Source organism: Corynebacterium sp. A21 (genome assembly GCF_052266655.1).
In the GTDB taxonomy this organism is placed as follows: Bacteria; Actinomycetota; Actinomycetes; order Mycobacteriales; family Mycobacteriaceae; genus Corynebacterium.
Genome location: NZ_JBQPQY010000003.1, coordinates 81,045 through 95,371, shown reverse-complemented (window position 1 = coordinate 95,371; position 14,327 = coordinate 81,045). Strand labels below are relative to the sequence as shown.

The window sequence follows — 14,327 nt, the reverse complement described above, 5'->3', positions numbered from 1 at the left end:
CCACCTGTGCTTTCTGGTGCAGCTGTACTAGTTGAGAGCGTCGAAGCCGAGCTGCAGATCGGCGAGGATGTCATCGATGTTCTCGATGCCGACAGAGAGGCGCACAGTGGACTGGGTGATGCCAGCGCGGGCCAGGCCGTGTTCATCGGACTGGGAGTGGGTGGTGGTGGCCGGGTGGACGACCAGGGAACGCACATCACCGATATTGGCCAGGTTGGAGTGCAGCTTCAGGCTGTCGATGAAGGTCCAGGCGGTGTCCTTGCCACCGTCGATCTCGAAGGTCAGCACCGAACCGGTGTACTTCAGACCCAGCTTCTCCTTGGTGGCGTACCAGGGGGAGGACTTGAGCCCGGCGTAGTTGACCTTCGTCACCTTCGGGTGAGCGTCGAGGAACTCGGCGACCTTCTCGGCATTCTCATTGTGACGCTCGATGCGCAGGGAGAGGGTATCCAGGCCTTGTGCGGTCACCCAGGCGTTGAAGGGCGAGGGGGCGGCACCGGTGTCGCGCAGCAGGCCGACGCGTGCCTTCAGGCCGAAAGCCGGAGCACCCAGGTCGGCGTACTTCAGGCCATGGTAGGCCGGATCCGGGGTGACGAAGTCCGGGAAGACGGGCTTGCCGTTGCGTTCGATGGTCCAGTCGAAGGTGCCGCCGTCGACGAGCACGCCGCCCAAGGCGGAGCCATTGCCGGTGTAGAACTTGGTGGTCGAGGCGACGACGATATCAGCGCCCAACTCCAACGGGCGGACCAGTGCGGCGGTGGCCACGGTGTTGTCGATGATCAGCGGCACGCTGTTGCGGTGTGCGACCTCGGCGATGGCCGGGATGTCCAGGACGTCTGCCTGCGGGTTCGCGAAGGTCTCGCCGAAGAAGGCGACGGTGTTCTCCTGGACAGCTGCCTGCCAGGACTCCGGGTCATCCGGGTTGGTCACGAAAGTGAACTCGATGCCCAGACGCGCCATGGTCACCTGGAAGAGGGTCTCGGTGCCGCCGTAGAGGCGCGGGGAGGTGACCACGTGGGAGCCGGTGCCGGCGAGGTTGAAGATCGCGGCGGTGGTGGCTGCCTGGCCGGAGGCGAACATGACAGCGTGTACCCCGCCCTCGAGGGAAGCGAGACGATTCTCCACGGCCTCCACCGTCGGGTTGGTCAGCCGGGAGTACACCGGGCCGAGATCCTCCAGGGCGAAGCGCTGCTTGGCGTGCTCTGCGGAGTCGAAGACGAAGGCGGTGGTGAGGTGAATCGGCAGGTTGCGGGCACCGGTATCGGAGTCCACCGGCTGACCGGCATGGATGGAGCGGGTTTCAAAACCCCACTCGGTGGCATTGGAGTTGTCATACTTCGGCATGTCAGCGCATCCTTGGTTTCATTGGGTGTGGGTTAGCTGTCCACGACGATAACCCTGCTCCGGGAACTTGGCAAACAGCTCGGTCTACTTTTAGCTGAACTCCCTGTTCATGGGGTGAAAATATGGCCAGACCAAGCGGTGTGCCCCCGGGTGGATGGTCGCCCCCCGAGGCCCTTTCCCGTCGGGTGGCGAACTATCCTTGGAAGGCATGAGTACCCCTGCCAAAGATTTCACCGACACGTTTGCCCGCTACTGGTCGGCGAACGGTGGTGCCGAGATCCAGGGAAGGATCGTCGGACAACTGATGTTGGATGAGGGCAACGGGGTCAGTGCCGCCCAACTGGCCGAGGAGCTGGCGATCAGCCGCGGCTCAGTGTCCACTGCGGTGCGTCGGTTGGAGCAGGCGGGATTCATCCGGCGTACCCGTCGTCCGGGCAGTCGCGCGGACTGGTTCATCATGGATGATGACGTGTGGGCCGGCTTCCTGGAACACGAGTACAACTACCTCGCCGCGCAGCGTGATCTGGCCGCGGCAGCTCTGGCGGTGATGCCCGCCGAGAGCCCGGCGCGGCCGCGCCTGCGCAATATGCATGACTACATGTCCTGGCTCACCGAGGAGCTGGATCTGCGGAGTGCCTGGCGGGAGCATAAAAAAGAGCTCGCTTTCCGACGTCGCGAAGACTAGCCGGGATCCTCCACCGGCACCACCATCGGGGTGCCGGACCAGGGGTCGGCGGCGATCATGGCTTCCAGGTTGAAGACCTCCCGGACCAGGTCGGCGGTGAGCACCTCGGCGGGTTTCCCCTGGGCCACGATCTTTCCCTGCTGCATCACCACCAGTTCATCGGCGTAGCGGGCGGCCTGGTTCAGGTCGTGTAGCACCGCTACCACGGTGCGGCCGGTGGCCGTGATTTTCCGGCACAGGCGTAATACTTCGATCTGGTGGGCAATGTCGAGGAAAGAGGTGGGCTCATCAAGCAGCACATACCGGGTCTGTTGGGCGAGCACCATGGCCAGCCAGGCGCGTTGCCGCTGCCCGCCGGAAAGATCAGCCACGGTGCTCTCCGCCAGTGCGCTCAGACCGGTATCTGCCAGGGCTTCGGTGATGGCCTTCGGATCCTCGGCGGACCACTGCCGCAGTGGGCCGTGATAGGGGTAGCGGCCACGATTGACCAGGCCGCGCACCGTCACCCCCTCCGGCACCACCGGGTGCTGCGGGAGCAGTGCCAGCTGCCGGGCGAGCTGGCGGGGACGGTAATCGCCGAGTTCGCGGTCGTCGAGAAGCACCATGCCGGGAGCGGTGCGCAGCACCCTGGTCAGGGACTTCACCAGCGTGGATTTACCGCAGCCATTGGGGCCGATGATCGCGGTGAAGCAGCCCTCGGGCACCCGGAAATCAAGGTCCGGGATAACGGGATCCCCGCCATAGCCGATTCTCAAACCACGCGCCTGTAATCCAGTTGTTGACATCAGTGTCCCTTCTTCCATTCCTTGATCAGCAGATATCCCAGGAACACGCCACCGATGCCGGCGGTGATGACACCCACCGGTAGTCCCTCGAAGAGCGGTATCTGTTGGGTGGCCAGGTCGGCGAGCACGAGGAGGACTGCGCCGGTCAGTGCGGAACCCACCAGATTCGGCCCCGAGGTGCGGGTGAGCATCCGGGCGGCATGTGGGCTCATTAACGCCACGAAGGCGATGGGACCGGCCACCGCCACCGCCATCGCCGCGAGCACCACCGAGAGCAGGATCGCCCGGGACCGGGTGTGTTCCGCTCGGCCGCCGAGCGAGGTGGCCAGTTCATCGCCGAGCTCCATCAACTGCAAGCGTGGGGAAATCGAGAGCAGCAGGGGAGTGGCGATCACCAGCGTGGCCGCGATCACCGCGACCTGGCCCATATCCCGGGAGTTCAGGGAACCCACAATATAGGCCGAGAGCTGGCTGGCCTCATCACGCAGGGTTGCGGTGACCACGAACTGGGTGATCGCGGTGGCCATTGCCGCCACCGCAATGCCGGCAATGATGATCCGCGAGGTGGAGGATAACCCCTTGCCGGTGGAAAATGCCACCAGCGAGATAGCCACAACGGCACCTGCCAGCGCGCCGACCGGAGCGGGCAGCGGAACCGGGGAGAGCAACGTCACCAGGGCCACGCCGGCACCGGCACCGGCCGCGAGGCCCAACACATCGGGGCTTCCCAGCGGGTTCCGGGTGACGGTCTGAAAGAGCGCCCCGGAGAGTCCGAAGGCGGCGCCGGCGAAGATCGCCACCAGGAGGCGGGGGCCACGGACCCGGGTGAACACGAACTCGGTGCTGGCACCGGCTTCGCCGCGTAGCAGCGCCAGGAGCTCCCCGGCGCCGAGGCCGAGTCGGCCCAGGCTCAGCGTTGCCAGTCCCAGAAGCAGGAGCAGCAGGCCGGCAAGAGACCAGATCAGCACGCTGCGGCGTCGGTAGGGCAGGGCGATGTGCCCACCGAGGTGAAAGAGGCTCATTTCATCACGGCCCCACGGCGGACCGCCCACAGGAGGAAGGGGGCCCCGAGGAAAGCGGTGAGGATGCCGACCATCAGTTCCTGCGGGCGGATCAGAATGCGCGCCAGAATATCTGCGGCGACCAATGCCAGCGCGCCACCGATCAGGGCGGCGGGGATCCGCCAGCGGAAGTCCTCACCGAAGAGCGCCCGCAGAATATGGGGGACCGCCAGCCCGATGAAGCTGATGGGGCCGGCGATGGCGGTGGCCGCGGCAGCCAACAGTGCTGCCGAGAGGATGCCGGCCAGGCGGGTGGCGCCGACCCGGAAGCCCAGCGAGATCGCGGTTTCCTCGCCGAGTGCCAGGGCATTGAGCCCCCGGGCCGTTCCGAGGGCCAGCACGGTACCGATCAGCAGCACCGGGCCCAGCTGCACCAGGTGTGCCAGGTCCACCCCGTTGAGGGAACCCACCATCCAGTAGCGGTAGGAGTCGAAGGTCTGGGGTCGGAGCAGGATCATCGCGTTGATATAGGCGTGCAGTACCGCACTGACCACTGCACCTGCCAGGATCAGCGGGACGATGCCCCGGGAACTGGAACGGCCTCCCAGTCCGAGCACGACACTGACCGCCACGAGGGCTCCGATCAGGGCCAGAATCATGGTGGCGGTGCCACCCAGCGCGCCTAGTACAGCCGTACCAGTGACAATCGCCGCGGCGGCACCGACACTGATGCCGAGTAGGCCAGGCTCGCCCAGCGGGTTGCGGGTGATTCCCTGGATCAGGGTCCCGGAGACCGCCAGGGTGGCACCGACGATCATTCCCATGATCGTCCGCGGGATCCGGGAGTCCACCACCTGTTCGAGGTAGGGGTCGCCGTGGCCGGTGAGCACTGTCACCACCTCCGCCATCCCATTGGGGCGTGAACCCAGGAAGAGGCTCAAAATACACGTCACCCCCAGGAGGACGGTGAGGGTGAAGAGGATCAGGGCACGAGGCATCCGTGGCTTAGTTTTCCTCGAGGTGGGCCACGGCCTCATCGATCATCGGCTGGTAGCGCTCAATGACCCAAGGGACGGTCAGTGGATTGATCAGCGAGGACGCGGTGACGAAGGGTTGGTCAGCGGCGGCGACAACAGATCCGCGTTCCACGGCGGGGATGGCACCGTAGAGCGGCTGAGCTTCTGTGGCCTCGCGGTTGGCTTCATCGGAGTAGAAGGTGAAGATCAGATCGGAGTCCTGCAACTTGTCCGCGTTTTCCAGGCCGATCAGGGCGGACTGGGTTCCGGGGGCGTCGAATTGCCCGCGCAGTTCCTCGATCACCGGATCCGGGGTCAGTCCCATGGCCTCGACCATGGCGGCGCGCTGTTCCTCCGGGTAGAACACCCCGAGGGTGCCCGGCCCGGAGTTGTAGATATAGGAGAAGCTCAGGCCCGCATATTCCGGGACGGCGGCCTCGGACAGCTGGGTCTCGATGTCGGTGATCAGGTCCGCAGCTTCCTCGTCCTTGCCCATGGCCTGGCCGATGAGTTCGATCTGCTGCTCCCATTCGATGGTCCACGGCTGCTCCGGGTAGGCGACGGTGGGGGCGATGTCGGAGAGCAGGTCATACTGCTCCTGGGTGACTCCGGACCACGGGGCGAGGATGAGGTCCGGTTCCAGCTCGACGATGGCCTCGATGTCGAGTTCGGTGGCGCCGGTGAACTGGGTGGGCAGTTCCTCGCCGCGCTCGGTCACCGCCTCGTGGATCCAGGGCAAATAGCCGGTTTCATCGGAGCCCCAGGAGTACTCCTCAATGCCGACCGGAGTGGTGCCCAGGGCGATGGCGGTCTCGGTGGAACCCTGGCCCAGGGTGACAATGCGCTCCGGCTCTTCCTCGATGGTGGCGGTTCCCAAGGCACTGTCGATGTTCACCGGCGTCCAGTCACCATCCGTGGCTGCGTCTGGCTCGGCGGAGGTGTCGGTGTTGGTGCAGGCACTCAGCGCGAATACGGCACCCAGTGCGAGTATCGCGGATCGACGGCGGGCGGGGGAGGTGTTCCAGATTGCCATGGGTCTCCTTTATCGGAAAATGAGGTGCGTGACCTACCGCCACACAGGTTTCAGATAAGTTAGCCTACCCTATACTTTCAAAAATATTGAACATTGGTGGTGGGTCGAAGGGGGAAAGCAGAACACCCCGCCACCGCACAGGGCGGTGGGCGGGGTGTTCTTCCAGCTCAGGACCTAAGGTCCGGGCAGGAAAAGAAAGTTACTTGACCAGCGTTGCGATGATCTCGTTGAACTTCGTGGAGGGGCGCATAGCGGCCTCGATCTTCTCGTCGTTCGGGGCGTAGTAGCCGCCCAGGTCGACAGCGTTGCCCTGGTTCTCGATGAGCTCCTGGTCGATCTCCTCGGCAGCTGCGGACAGTGCCTCGGCGACGGGGGCGAAGAGGGCGGCCAGCTCGGCATCCTCGGTCTGGGTGGCCAGTTCCTGGGCCCAGAAGTTGGTCAGCCAGAAGTGGGAGCCACGGTTGTCGATCTCGCCGACCTTGCGGGAAGGGGACTTGCCCTCGTTGAGCAGCTTCTCGGTGGCCTTGTCCAGGGCATCGGCCAGGACGGAAGCCTTCGGGGCATCACCGGTGTTGGCGAAGTGGCGCAGGGACTCAGCCAGGGCCAGGAACTCGCCCAGGGAATCCCAGCGCAGGTGGTTCTCCTCCTGGAGCTGCTGGACGTGCTTCGGGGCGGAGCCACCGGCACCGGTCTCGAAGAGTCCGCCACCGGCCATCAGCGGCACAACGGAGAGCATCTTGGCGGAGGTGCCCAGCTCGAGGATCGGGAAGAGGTCGGTGTTGTAGTCACGCAGGACGTTGCCGGTGACCGAGATGGTGTCCTCGCCGCGACGGATGCGCTCGACGGAGACCTTGGTGGCCTCGACCGGGGAAAGGATCTGGATGTCCAGGCCCTCGGTGTCGTGGTCGCCCAGGTACTTCTCCACCAGGGTGGTCAGGTTGCGGTCGTGGGCGCGCTCGGGGTCCAGCCAGAAGATGGCGGGCATGCCGGAGAGGCGGGTGCGGTTGACGGCCAGCTTGACCCAGTCCTGGATCGGGGCATCCTTGGCCTGGCAGGCACGCCAGATATCGCCCTCGGAGACCTCGTGCTCGATGATGACCTCACCGGCGGCGTTGCGGATCTCGACCTTGCCGTCGGCGGCGATCTTGAAGGTCTTGTCGTGGGAGCCGTACTCCTCAGCCTTCTGTGCCATCAGGCCGACGTTCGGGACGGTGCCCATGGTGGTCGGGTCGAAGGAGCCGTTGGCCCGGCAGTCCTCGATGACAGCCTGGAAGACACCGGCGTAGGAGGAGTCCGGGATAACGGCCAGGGTGTCCTGCTCCTGGTCGTCCTTGTTCCACATGTGGCCGGCGGAGCGGATCATGGCCGGCATGGAGGCGTCGACGATGACGTCAGAGGGGATGTGCAGGTTGGTGATGCCCTTGGCGGAGTTCACCATGGCCAGGTCCGGGCCGTTTTCCATGGCAGCGTCGAAGGCGGCCTTGATCTCGGCGCCGTTGTCCAGGGAGTCCAGGCCGGCGTAGATCGCGGCCAGGCCGTTCTCACCGTTGAGGCCGGCGGCCTCGAGCTGCTCGCCGTACTTGTCGAAGACCTCGCTGAAGAAGGCGCGGACGACGTAGCCGAAGATGATCGGGTCGGAGACCTTCATCATGGTGGCCTTCAGGTGCACGGAGAAGAGCACACCCTCTTCCTTAGCGCGGGAGACCTGCTCGGCCAGGAAGTGCTTGAGGGCCTCGGCGCGCAGGACGGTGCCGTCAATGACTTCACCCTCGAGGACCTTCAGGCCCTCCTTGAGGATGCTCTCGGAGCCGTCGGTGCCGACGTGAACGATGTTCAGGGTGTCGGCGGCCGGCATGATGACGGACTTCTCGTTGTGGCGGAAGTCATTGGCGGACATGGTGGCGACATTGGTCTTGGAATCGGCGGTCCAGACGCCCATGCGGTGCGGGAACTTCTTGACGAAGTTCTTCACCGCGATCGGAGCGCGACGGTCGGAGTTGCCCTCACGCAGGACCGGGTTTACGGCGGAGCCCTTTACCGCGTCATAGCGGGAGCGGGTGGCCTTCTCCTCATCGGTGTTCAGGTTCTCCGGGTAGTCCGGGATGTCATAGCCCTGGGCCTGTAGCTCCTTGATGGCAGCCTGCAGCTGCGGTACCGAAGCGGAGATGTTCGGCAGCTTGATGATGTTGGCATCCGGGGTCTTGGCCAGCTCACCGAGCTCGGCGAGGGCATCGTCGACGCGCTGTTCCGCAGTCAGGCGCTCCGGGAACAGGGCGAGGATGCGGCCGGCCAGCGAGATATCGCGGGTCTCAACTTCGATGCCAGCGGTCCCTGCGAAAGCCTCGACAACGGGCTTGAGCGAGTAGGTCGCGAGCAGCGGTGCCTCGTCGGTGCGGGTGTAGATGATCTTAGCCAATGTGACTCCCTTGATATATGAGTTCTCTGTCTATCGGCACTAAGGATACCGATAAGTAGGTGGCTAATGCGTCGGCAGGGGTGTCAGCCACGCATCGAGACCCCCAACTTCCAATACCCCATGAAGGCCACCTGACGGCGTTCCACCCCCGCGCCCTGCACCAGATTGCGTCGCAGTTGCTTGACGACGCCGCTCTCCCCGGCGATCCAATAATAGGTACCGGTGGCCGGTGTGGACGCCGGGGACAATTCCTCCCCGGTGCCGGAGAAGGCCGGGGTTTCCCAGACCAGGTCGGGGCTCTCGTCTGCCTCGGGTTCCTCGCTCAGATGCAGGCCGAGCGCCGGGGCCAGCCGACTTCCGTGGGGAGCACCCTCCCGGGCGAGCCAGTGCACATTGAACTCCGAAGGGGCGTCGATAAGCAGGGCATCCTCGGGGCCGGGCACCTCTATATATGCGCTGCCACGCAGCCCCGTGCCCTGCAGGTCCTCCAGCATCCGGGCGATCGCCGGGGCGGCGGTCTCATCGCCGAGCAATACCACCTCCTGCGCCTGGCCGGGGTTGAATTCCACGCCCAGCTGCGACTGTCCCCGGCGCGGGCCGTGGATCAGGATCTCCTGGCCCGGGGTGGCCTGCGCGGCCCAGGTCGCAGCGGGGCCGGACGTGCCCTCGGTCAGATGCAGCACGAAATCCACGGTGATGCGGGTTCTGTTGTCGTCCTGCGTCAGCTGGCGGATTGAGTAGGTGCGCATGATGCCACGCTCCTCCCCGGGCAGTGCCAGCCAGTCCCGGTACCAGTCAGCGGATCGGGACAGATCCGGGAGTGTTCCGGCCGGCCCCGGGAAGATCAGCTTGATGCGCTGGTCATAGGCGGGGCCGTCGGTACCGAGCGCCGCCAGCTCGGGGCCGCCGAAGGCAATGCGGCGGAAATTCGGGGAGAGCTGGTGTACCTCCTCCACGATCGCTCGGACGGGTCCCTGCGCGGTGAATGTCATGTGGCGTTCTCAGCTTTCTGGGTGAGCTACGGGCGCGGATATTGATTAGCAAAGCCTAACCTACCTGTTCTGGGGTTTGGTACGTGTCGAGGGAATCTACGAAGGAATGTAGGGTGTCACCTTGTGCAAAAACGCTCATTGAGTCCACTGAATCGCCGCCCCCTGCCGCGGCAGACTGAGATCACCAATACCCGCCGCATCATTGTGATGGTCGCCCTGGCGATCGGTGGATTCGCCATCGGTACCACCGAGTTTGTCTCCATGGGCCTGCTCAGTATGATCGCCGATGATTTCCGGATCGCCGAGGATCAGGCCGGCCACATCATCACCGCCTACGCCCTGGGCGTGGTCATCGGCGCCCCGCTGATCACCGCCTTAACCGGCCTCGTGCCCCGGCGACGTCTGCTGCTCATCCTCATGCTCGCCTTCACCATCGGAAACGCGCTCTCGGTCTTCGCCGACAGCTATGGGCTCCTCATGGCCTCCCGTTTCCTCGCGGGCCTGCCCCACGGTGCCTACTTCTCCATCGCCGGTCTCGCCGCCGCATCCATGGCACCACCCGGACAGCGCGGCCGGGCCATTGCCTTCGTCGGGATGGGACTGTCGGTGGCCACGGTCGCCGGCGTCCCTGCCGCCCAGGCCCTGGGGCAGGGCTTCGGCTGGTCCTGGGCCTACGCCCTGGTCGCGGTGCTCGGCCTGATCACGATCACGGGACTGTGGTTCCTCATGCCGCACATGACCGAGATGAAGCCGACGGACCCACGGACCGAACTCGGCGCGCTGGGGAAATCCCAGGTCTGGCTGACACTCGCGATCGGCACCGTGGGCTTCGGCGGCATGTTCGCCGTCTACACCTACATCTCCTGGACCATGACCGAGCGTGCCGGGTTGGATGCGAACTGGATGTGGCTGGTGCTCATGGTCTACGGCGTCGGTTCAGTGGCCGGCAACTGGTTCGGTGGCCGCCTGGCGGACCGTAATCTCGAATTCGGCATTCTCTTTGCCCTGGTCATGATCGCCCTGGTGCTCACCGGTTTCTACTTCTCCTCGGTCAGCCCGATCATCGGCACCATCAACTTCGGACTGGTCGGCTTCTTCGGCGCCGCCCTGATCCCGAGTCTGCAGATCCGCCTGATGGATGTGGCCGGCAAGGCGCAGACCCTGGCCGCCGCGCTGAACCACTCCGCCCTCAACTTGGCCAACGCCGCCGGCGCCGCCCTGGGCGGCACAGTCATCGCCGCCGGTTATAGCTACTCCGCACCCGCGCTGGTGGGTACCGGACTCTCCATTGCCGCGATCATCATCTGGGTTCCGGCCTACCTGCTGCGACGCCGGGCAAAATCAGCTGGATAAGGTGGAGCCATGAGTATCACCATCACCTCGGTCAACGTCAACGGTATCCGCGCCGCAGTCAAGGAACGCAGCCCCGAAAATCTCGGCATGCTGCCCTGGCTGCAGAATTCCGGCACAGATGTGGTGCTGCTCCAGGAAGTTCGTGCCACCCTCGCCGAAACCGAAAAGGCCCTCGCCCCGGCACTCGATGCCGGTTGGCACTACGTCGGCGCCCCGGCGGCAGCCAAGGGCCGCGCCGGGGTGGGTATCCTCTCCCGCGCCCCGCTGACGGATGTCCAGGTCGGTTTCGGTTCCTTCGAGGATTCAGGTCGCTGGATCGAAGGTGACTACCTCGGCATCACCGTCGCCTCCCTCTACCTGCCCTCCGGTTCCGCGGACACCGAGAAGCAGGACGAGAAGTATCACTTCCTTGATGAGTTCACCGGGGTACTCGCTGACCGGGCACAGCGGCAGAACATGGTTATCGGCGGCGACTGGAACATCTGTCACCGCCGCGAAGATCTGAAGAACTGGAAGACCAACCAGAAGAAGTCCGGCTTCCTGCCCGATGAGCGCCGCTTCATGGACTCCGTCTTTGGAGTATTCCCGGAGGAGAGCTCCCAGGTGGAGAAGGGCGCCGGGGAGTATTTCGGCGCAGTGGAGTACACCTCCGGTCTGGTGCGCGAGGCCGCCAAGAACCCGCAGTGGTTCGATGTCGCCCGCCACTTCCATCCTGAAGAGGCGGGCCCCTATACCTGGTGGACCTACCGTGGTCAGGCCTTCAACAACAACGCTGGCTGGCGTATCGATTATCAGGCGGCGACGAAGAACATGCTCGAGCGCGCCGAGCGCACCTGGGTCGACCGGGCCGCCAGCGTCGAAGAACGCTGGTCAGATCACTCACCACTCAATGTCACCTACCGCTAAAGTTAGTCTCCATGCTGCTCTCGGTTCTCTTCGTCATCGGGATCACCGCTGAAGCGGTGACCGCCGCTCTTTCTGCTGGTCGTCAGCGGATGGATCTCTTCGGTGTCCTCGCCATCGCCAGTATGACCTCCCTCGGTGGTGGCACCGTCCGCGACGTCATGCTCGGCCACTACCCGCTGACCTGGGTGGGGGAGCCGAGATATCTGCTCGCGGTCTGGGCAGCCGCACTGATCACCGTTTCGATCTCCTGGTTGATGCACTATTTTCGGGTGATCTTCCTGGTGCTCGATGCCATCGGACTTTCGGTCTTCGCGGTACTCGGTGCCCAGACGGCATTATCCATGGGGCACGGCCTGGTTATCGCGGTCGTCGCCGCCGTGGTCACCGGGGTGTTCGGCGGGGTGCTGCGTGATATCTTCTCCGACCGTATGCCGCTGGTCTTTTCCAGCGAGATCTACGCCATGGTGGCGGTGGTGGCGGCACTGCTCTACGTGGGACTGCTGGAGCTTCAGGTGGAGGAGAATGTCGCGATCATCGTCACCCTGATCGTGGCCTTTGTGATCCGTCTGTTCGCCATCTACTACAAGATGGGACTACCGGTCTTCGAGTACCGTGGCGCCGATCAGCCGATCGATCCCCGGGTCCGGCTGTCCTACCGGATCCTGCGCAAGGGGTGGCGCACGGCCCGGCGTCGCTCTGGTCTCGACAACGCGCGTTACCGCCTCCTCAACCGGCAGGAGCGGCGGCGGGAACGCCGGCAGGAACAGGACACCGAGTGGTCCTTGGAGGTGGACATGAAAAACCCGGGTACCGGGAAACCTGCGAAACCCGGGAAACCTGGGAAGTCGGAGAAGTCTTCAGATGATCGGGTGCAGAAGTGGCCGCGGGAGAAACCGCCCGAGGAAACCGAGGAAACCGGGGGAGACTAGGGCACTGGGGTAGGTCACCTGGCTGGCACCTGCTATTTTGAAGCTAGATGAGAAACCGGTGAGAATCGGTTTCCGGAGTGCCTTTCAACCAGTAATAGGAGCAGAATTCATGAGCGGAATCATCACCCTTATCCTCGGCATTGTGGCCCTGGCCGGTGGCATCTGGATTGTCGGCACGGTCGGCGCTTCGGTGATGGCCATCATCGGTGGTCTGGTTATCGCCCTCGGTGCGGCCCTGACCGTCAGTTCCATCGCCCTGGCCTTCAATAAGCTGAGTCCCACCAGCAAGAAGCTCGGCCGCTAAACCTCCAACCTGCGCCCGACCCACCAGGTCAGGCCGAAGGCGATGATCGTGGCGGGGATGCCGGCCCAGAGAATCTCCGCGGCGAAGTGATGGTTGACCAACCAGATGCCGAAGGCCGTGATTCCCGCCGCCATAACCGCACTGGTGAGTAGTGCTCGGATCATGCCGCCGTTGATCCGGATCACGCCCACCAGGGATCCGATCCCGGCACTGAGCAGGAATGCGAAGACATGGGCCAGCAGGCTCAGCAGGATTGTCCCAACGGTCATCCCGGCGCCCTCTACCACGTAGGGGGCGCCGTTGGTGTCTATCCAGTTCACCGGGCCCGAGGTGAACCGGAAGTTGTCGAATGCGGTGTAGTGGCGGGAAGCGCCAAGATCGCCGACCAGAGGACAGCGGTGGCGGCCAGCGCGTCGTCGAGAAGCGGGTGGCCGACCCAGTCCTCGGCGAGGGGATCACTGATCCGGCGATCAGCCGCAGCAGGGTAGCAGGCACACCGACCTGTCGCGGGGCAGGAATTAGGAGCTGAGGAAAGCTCCGGTGGGATCAGGGTATTGTTCGGGGCATTGATTGCTGTGGGTACGGCGATCATGCTCAAGACGCTGTACCCCGGGTTGACCGAGGGAAATGTCGTGGGCCCCTGCTGAGAAGGTGGTGCGAGGTAGTCGATGAGCGAAGAACTCAAGGAAGAGATCAATGAGTTCCTCTCATCCCGGCGGGCTCGCCTCACCCCACAACTGGCGGGCATCCCGCTGGACGGCACCGCCCGACGCGTACCGGGCCTGCGCCGCGGGGAAGTGGCGGACCTCGCCGGTATCTCCGTGGACTATTACGTCCTGATCGAGCGTGGAAACCTTTCCGGCGCCTCCGCAGACATCCTGGCTGCCTTGGCCAGGGCCCTCCAGCTGGATGAAGCGGAGCGGATCCACCTGGCCAACCTGGCCCGGGCGAGCCGCCGAGACCATGGTGTGGCCAAGCGAAAGCCCCTCAGGATCACCCCGATGATGCAGGGCATTCTCGATGCCATCACCGAAACCCCCGCCTGGATCCGCAACGAACAATTCGACATTCTGGGCACCAATGTCCTGGGCCGGGCGCTCTATGACCCGATCTACCGGGAGCTGCCGGATCGGCCGAACACCGCCCGCCACTGCTACCTCGGCGAATCCGCCGAGAGCTTCTGGGTCGACCGCGACCAGTTCAGTGAGGACTTCGCCGCCAGGCTGCGGATGGAAGCCGCAGTCACCCACGTTGACCCGGCACTGAAGGAACTGCTGGATGAGCTGCTGCGCAAGAGTGAGACCTTCCGGCGGCGCTGGGATACCGCTGATGTCGCCCTGCTGCGCAGCGGTCTCAAACGCTTCCACCATCCGGCGGTCGGCCAGCTCGATCTCAATTACGAGACCATGAACCTCAACAGCGTTCCGGGACTGGTGCTCAGTGTCTATCTGCCGCGCCCCGGTTCGGATGCCGCCGCTAAATTGGTGGCCCTGGGCGAGTGGGCACGGACACAATCATTTGCCCCGGAGAGCCGGGCACTAGAGTGATCAGCATGACTGAGCA

15 protein-coding genes are annotated in these 14,327 nt (G+C 64.5%); 6 read left to right on the top strand and 9 right to left on the bottom strand.

What is annotated here, in order from left to right; translation table 11 throughout:
• Window positions 1-27 precede the first annotated feature (27 nt).
• Window positions 28-1,344, bottom strand: coding sequence for an O-acetylhomoserine/O-acetylserine sulfhydrylase (locus tag ACTU46_RS06805; protein ID WP_443380493.1), 1,317 nt, complete (start codon window positions 1,342-1,344; stop codon window positions 28-30).
• A gap of 208 nt (window positions 1,345-1,552) precedes the next feature.
• Here ACTU46_RS06805 and ACTU46_RS06800 point away from each other — a divergent pair, with 208 nt between their 5' ends.
• Complete coding sequence (locus tag ACTU46_RS06800) at window positions 1,553-2,029, top strand: GbsR/MarR family transcriptional regulator (RefSeq protein ID WP_443380492.1); 477 nt, start codon at window positions 1,553-1,555, stop codon at window positions 2,027-2,029.
• Here the strand turns inward: ACTU46_RS06800 and ACTU46_RS06795 are convergent.
• The 6 genes from ACTU46_RS06795 to ACTU46_RS06770 form a co-directional block, all read right to left on the bottom strand.
• Entirely contained in the window at window positions 2,026-2,814 is a 789-nt protein-coding gene (locus tag ACTU46_RS06795) for an ABC transporter ATP-binding protein (protein WP_443380491.1), read from the bottom strand. The two genes, ACTU46_RS06800 and ACTU46_RS06795, sit on opposite strands and share 4 nt — an antisense overlap.
• On the bottom strand, window positions 2,814-3,836 hold the full coding sequence (locus tag ACTU46_RS06790; protein WP_443380490.1) for a FecCD family ABC transporter permease: 1,023 nt from the start codon (window positions 3,834-3,836) through the stop codon (window positions 2,814-2,816). The genes ACTU46_RS06795 and ACTU46_RS06790 overlap by 1 nt, the downstream gene beginning before the upstream one ends.
• The gene (locus tag ACTU46_RS06785) at window positions 3,833-4,813 is read right to left on the bottom strand and encodes a FecCD family ABC transporter permease (protein WP_443380489.1); all 981 of its coding nucleotides are present in this window, start codon (window positions 4,811-4,813) and stop codon (window positions 3,833-3,835) included. Before ACTU46_RS06785 ends, ACTU46_RS06790 begins: the two co-directional genes overlap by 4 nt.
• A 7-nt stretch (window positions 4,814-4,820) precedes the next feature.
• On the bottom strand, window positions 4,821-5,864 hold the full coding sequence (locus ACTU46_RS06780; RefSeq protein ID WP_443380488.1) for an iron-siderophore ABC transporter substrate-binding protein: 1,044 nt from the start codon (window positions 5,862-5,864) through the stop codon (window positions 4,821-4,823).
• Between the two features lie 199 nt (window positions 5,865-6,063).
• The gene (locus ACTU46_RS06775; protein ID WP_443380487.1) at window positions 6,064-8,280 is read right to left on the bottom strand and encodes an NADP-dependent isocitrate dehydrogenase; all 2,217 of its coding nucleotides are present in this window, start codon (window positions 8,278-8,280) and stop codon (window positions 6,064-6,066) included.
• Window positions 8,281-8,363: 83 nt separating this feature from the next.
• Window positions 8,364-9,272, bottom strand: a complete 909-nt coding sequence (locus tag ACTU46_RS06770) for a siderophore-interacting protein (protein WP_443380486.1) — start codon at window positions 9,270-9,272, stop codon at window positions 8,364-8,366.
• A 138-nt stretch (window positions 9,273-9,410) separates the two neighbouring features.
• Between ACTU46_RS06770 and ACTU46_RS06765 the strand changes: the two genes are divergently transcribed.
• The 4 genes from ACTU46_RS06765 (at window position 9,411) to ACTU46_RS06750 (ending at window position 12,764) form a co-directional block, all read left to right on the top strand.
• Window positions 9,411-10,625: an MFS transporter gene (locus tag ACTU46_RS06765; RefSeq protein ID WP_443380485.1), complete on the top strand. Its 1,215-nt coding sequence runs from the start codon at window positions 9,411-9,413 to the stop codon at window positions 10,623-10,625.
• 9 nt (window positions 10,626-10,634) lie between these two features.
• The gene (locus ACTU46_RS06760) at window positions 10,635-11,531 is read left to right on the top strand and encodes an exodeoxyribonuclease III (RefSeq protein WP_443380484.1); all 897 of its coding nucleotides are present in this window, start codon (window positions 10,635-10,637) and stop codon (window positions 11,529-11,531) included.
• A gap of 11 nt (window positions 11,532-11,542) precedes the next feature.
• On the top strand, window positions 11,543-12,460 hold the full coding sequence (locus ACTU46_RS06755; RefSeq protein ID WP_443380483.1) for a trimeric intracellular cation channel family protein: 918 nt from the start codon (window positions 11,543-11,545) through the stop codon (window positions 12,458-12,460).
• Between the two features lie 109 nt (window positions 12,461-12,569).
• Window positions 12,570-12,764, top strand: a complete 195-nt coding sequence (locus tag ACTU46_RS06750) for a hypothetical protein (RefSeq protein WP_443380482.1) — start codon at window positions 12,570-12,572, stop codon at window positions 12,762-12,764.
• Here the strand turns inward: ACTU46_RS06750 and ACTU46_RS06745 are convergent.
• Both ACTU46_RS06745 and ACTU46_RS06740 read right to left on the bottom strand, forming a co-directional pair.
• The gene (locus tag ACTU46_RS06745; protein ID WP_443380481.1) at window positions 12,761-13,084 is read right to left on the bottom strand and encodes a hypothetical protein; all 324 of its coding nucleotides are present in this window, start codon (window positions 13,082-13,084) and stop codon (window positions 12,761-12,763) included. The genes ACTU46_RS06750 and ACTU46_RS06745 overlap by 4 nt on opposite strands.
• Window positions 13,081-13,356: a hypothetical protein gene (locus tag ACTU46_RS06740; RefSeq protein WP_443380480.1), complete on the bottom strand. Its 276-nt coding sequence runs from the start codon at window positions 13,354-13,356 to the stop codon at window positions 13,081-13,083. Before ACTU46_RS06740 ends, ACTU46_RS06745 begins: the two co-directional genes overlap by 4 nt.
• A 76-nt stretch (window positions 13,357-13,432) precedes the next feature.
• Here ACTU46_RS06740 and ACTU46_RS06735 point away from each other — a divergent pair, with 76 nt between their 5' ends.
• Window positions 13,433-14,311 (top strand): MmyB family transcriptional regulator, encoded by an 879-nt coding sequence (locus ACTU46_RS06735; RefSeq protein ID WP_443380479.1) that lies wholly within the window; start codon window positions 13,433-13,435, stop codon window positions 14,309-14,311.
• Window positions 14,312-14,327: the final 16 nt, after the last annotated feature.

Coding starts and splice junctions, on each gene's coding strand:
- ACTU46_RS06805 (WP_443380493.1), bottom strand. CDS start 1,344: ATGCCGAAGTATGACAACTCCAATGCCACCGAGTGGGGTTTTGAAACC.
- ACTU46_RS06800 (WP_443380492.1), top strand. CDS start 1,553: ATGAGTACCCCTGCCAAAGATTTCACCGACACGTTTGCCCGCTACTGG.
- ACTU46_RS06795 (WP_443380491.1), bottom strand. CDS start 2,814: ATGTCAACAACTGGATTACAGGCGCGTGGTTTGAGAATCGGCTATGGC.
- ACTU46_RS06790 (WP_443380490.1), bottom strand. CDS start 3,836: ATGAGCCTCTTTCACCTCGGTGGGCACATCGCCCTGCCCTACCGACGC.
- ACTU46_RS06785 (WP_443380489.1), bottom strand. CDS start 4,813: ATGCCTCGTGCCCTGATCCTCTTCACCCTCACCGTCCTCCTGGGGGTG.
- ACTU46_RS06780 (WP_443380488.1), bottom strand. CDS start 5,864: ATGGCAATCTGGAACACCTCCCCCGCCCGCCGTCGATCCGCGATACTC.
- ACTU46_RS06770 (WP_443380486.1), bottom strand. CDS start 9,272: ATGACATTCACCGCGCAGGGACCCGTCCGAGCGATCGTGGAGGAGGTA.
- ACTU46_RS06760 (WP_443380484.1), top strand. CDS start 10,635: ATGAGTATCACCATCACCTCGGTCAACGTCAACGGTATCCGCGCCGCA.
- ACTU46_RS06755 (WP_443380483.1), top strand. CDS start 11,543: ATGCTGCTCTCGGTTCTCTTCGTCATCGGGATCACCGCTGAAGCGGTG.
- ACTU46_RS06750 (WP_443380482.1), top strand. CDS start 12,570: ATGAGCGGAATCATCACCCTTATCCTCGGCATTGTGGCCCTGGCCGGT.
- ACTU46_RS06740 (WP_443380480.1), bottom strand. CDS start 13,356: ATGATCGCCGTACCCACAGCAATCAATGCCCCGAACAATACCCTGATC.
- ACTU46_RS06735 (WP_443380479.1), top strand. CDS start 13,433: ATGAGCGAAGAACTCAAGGAAGAGATCAATGAGTTCCTCTCATCCCGG.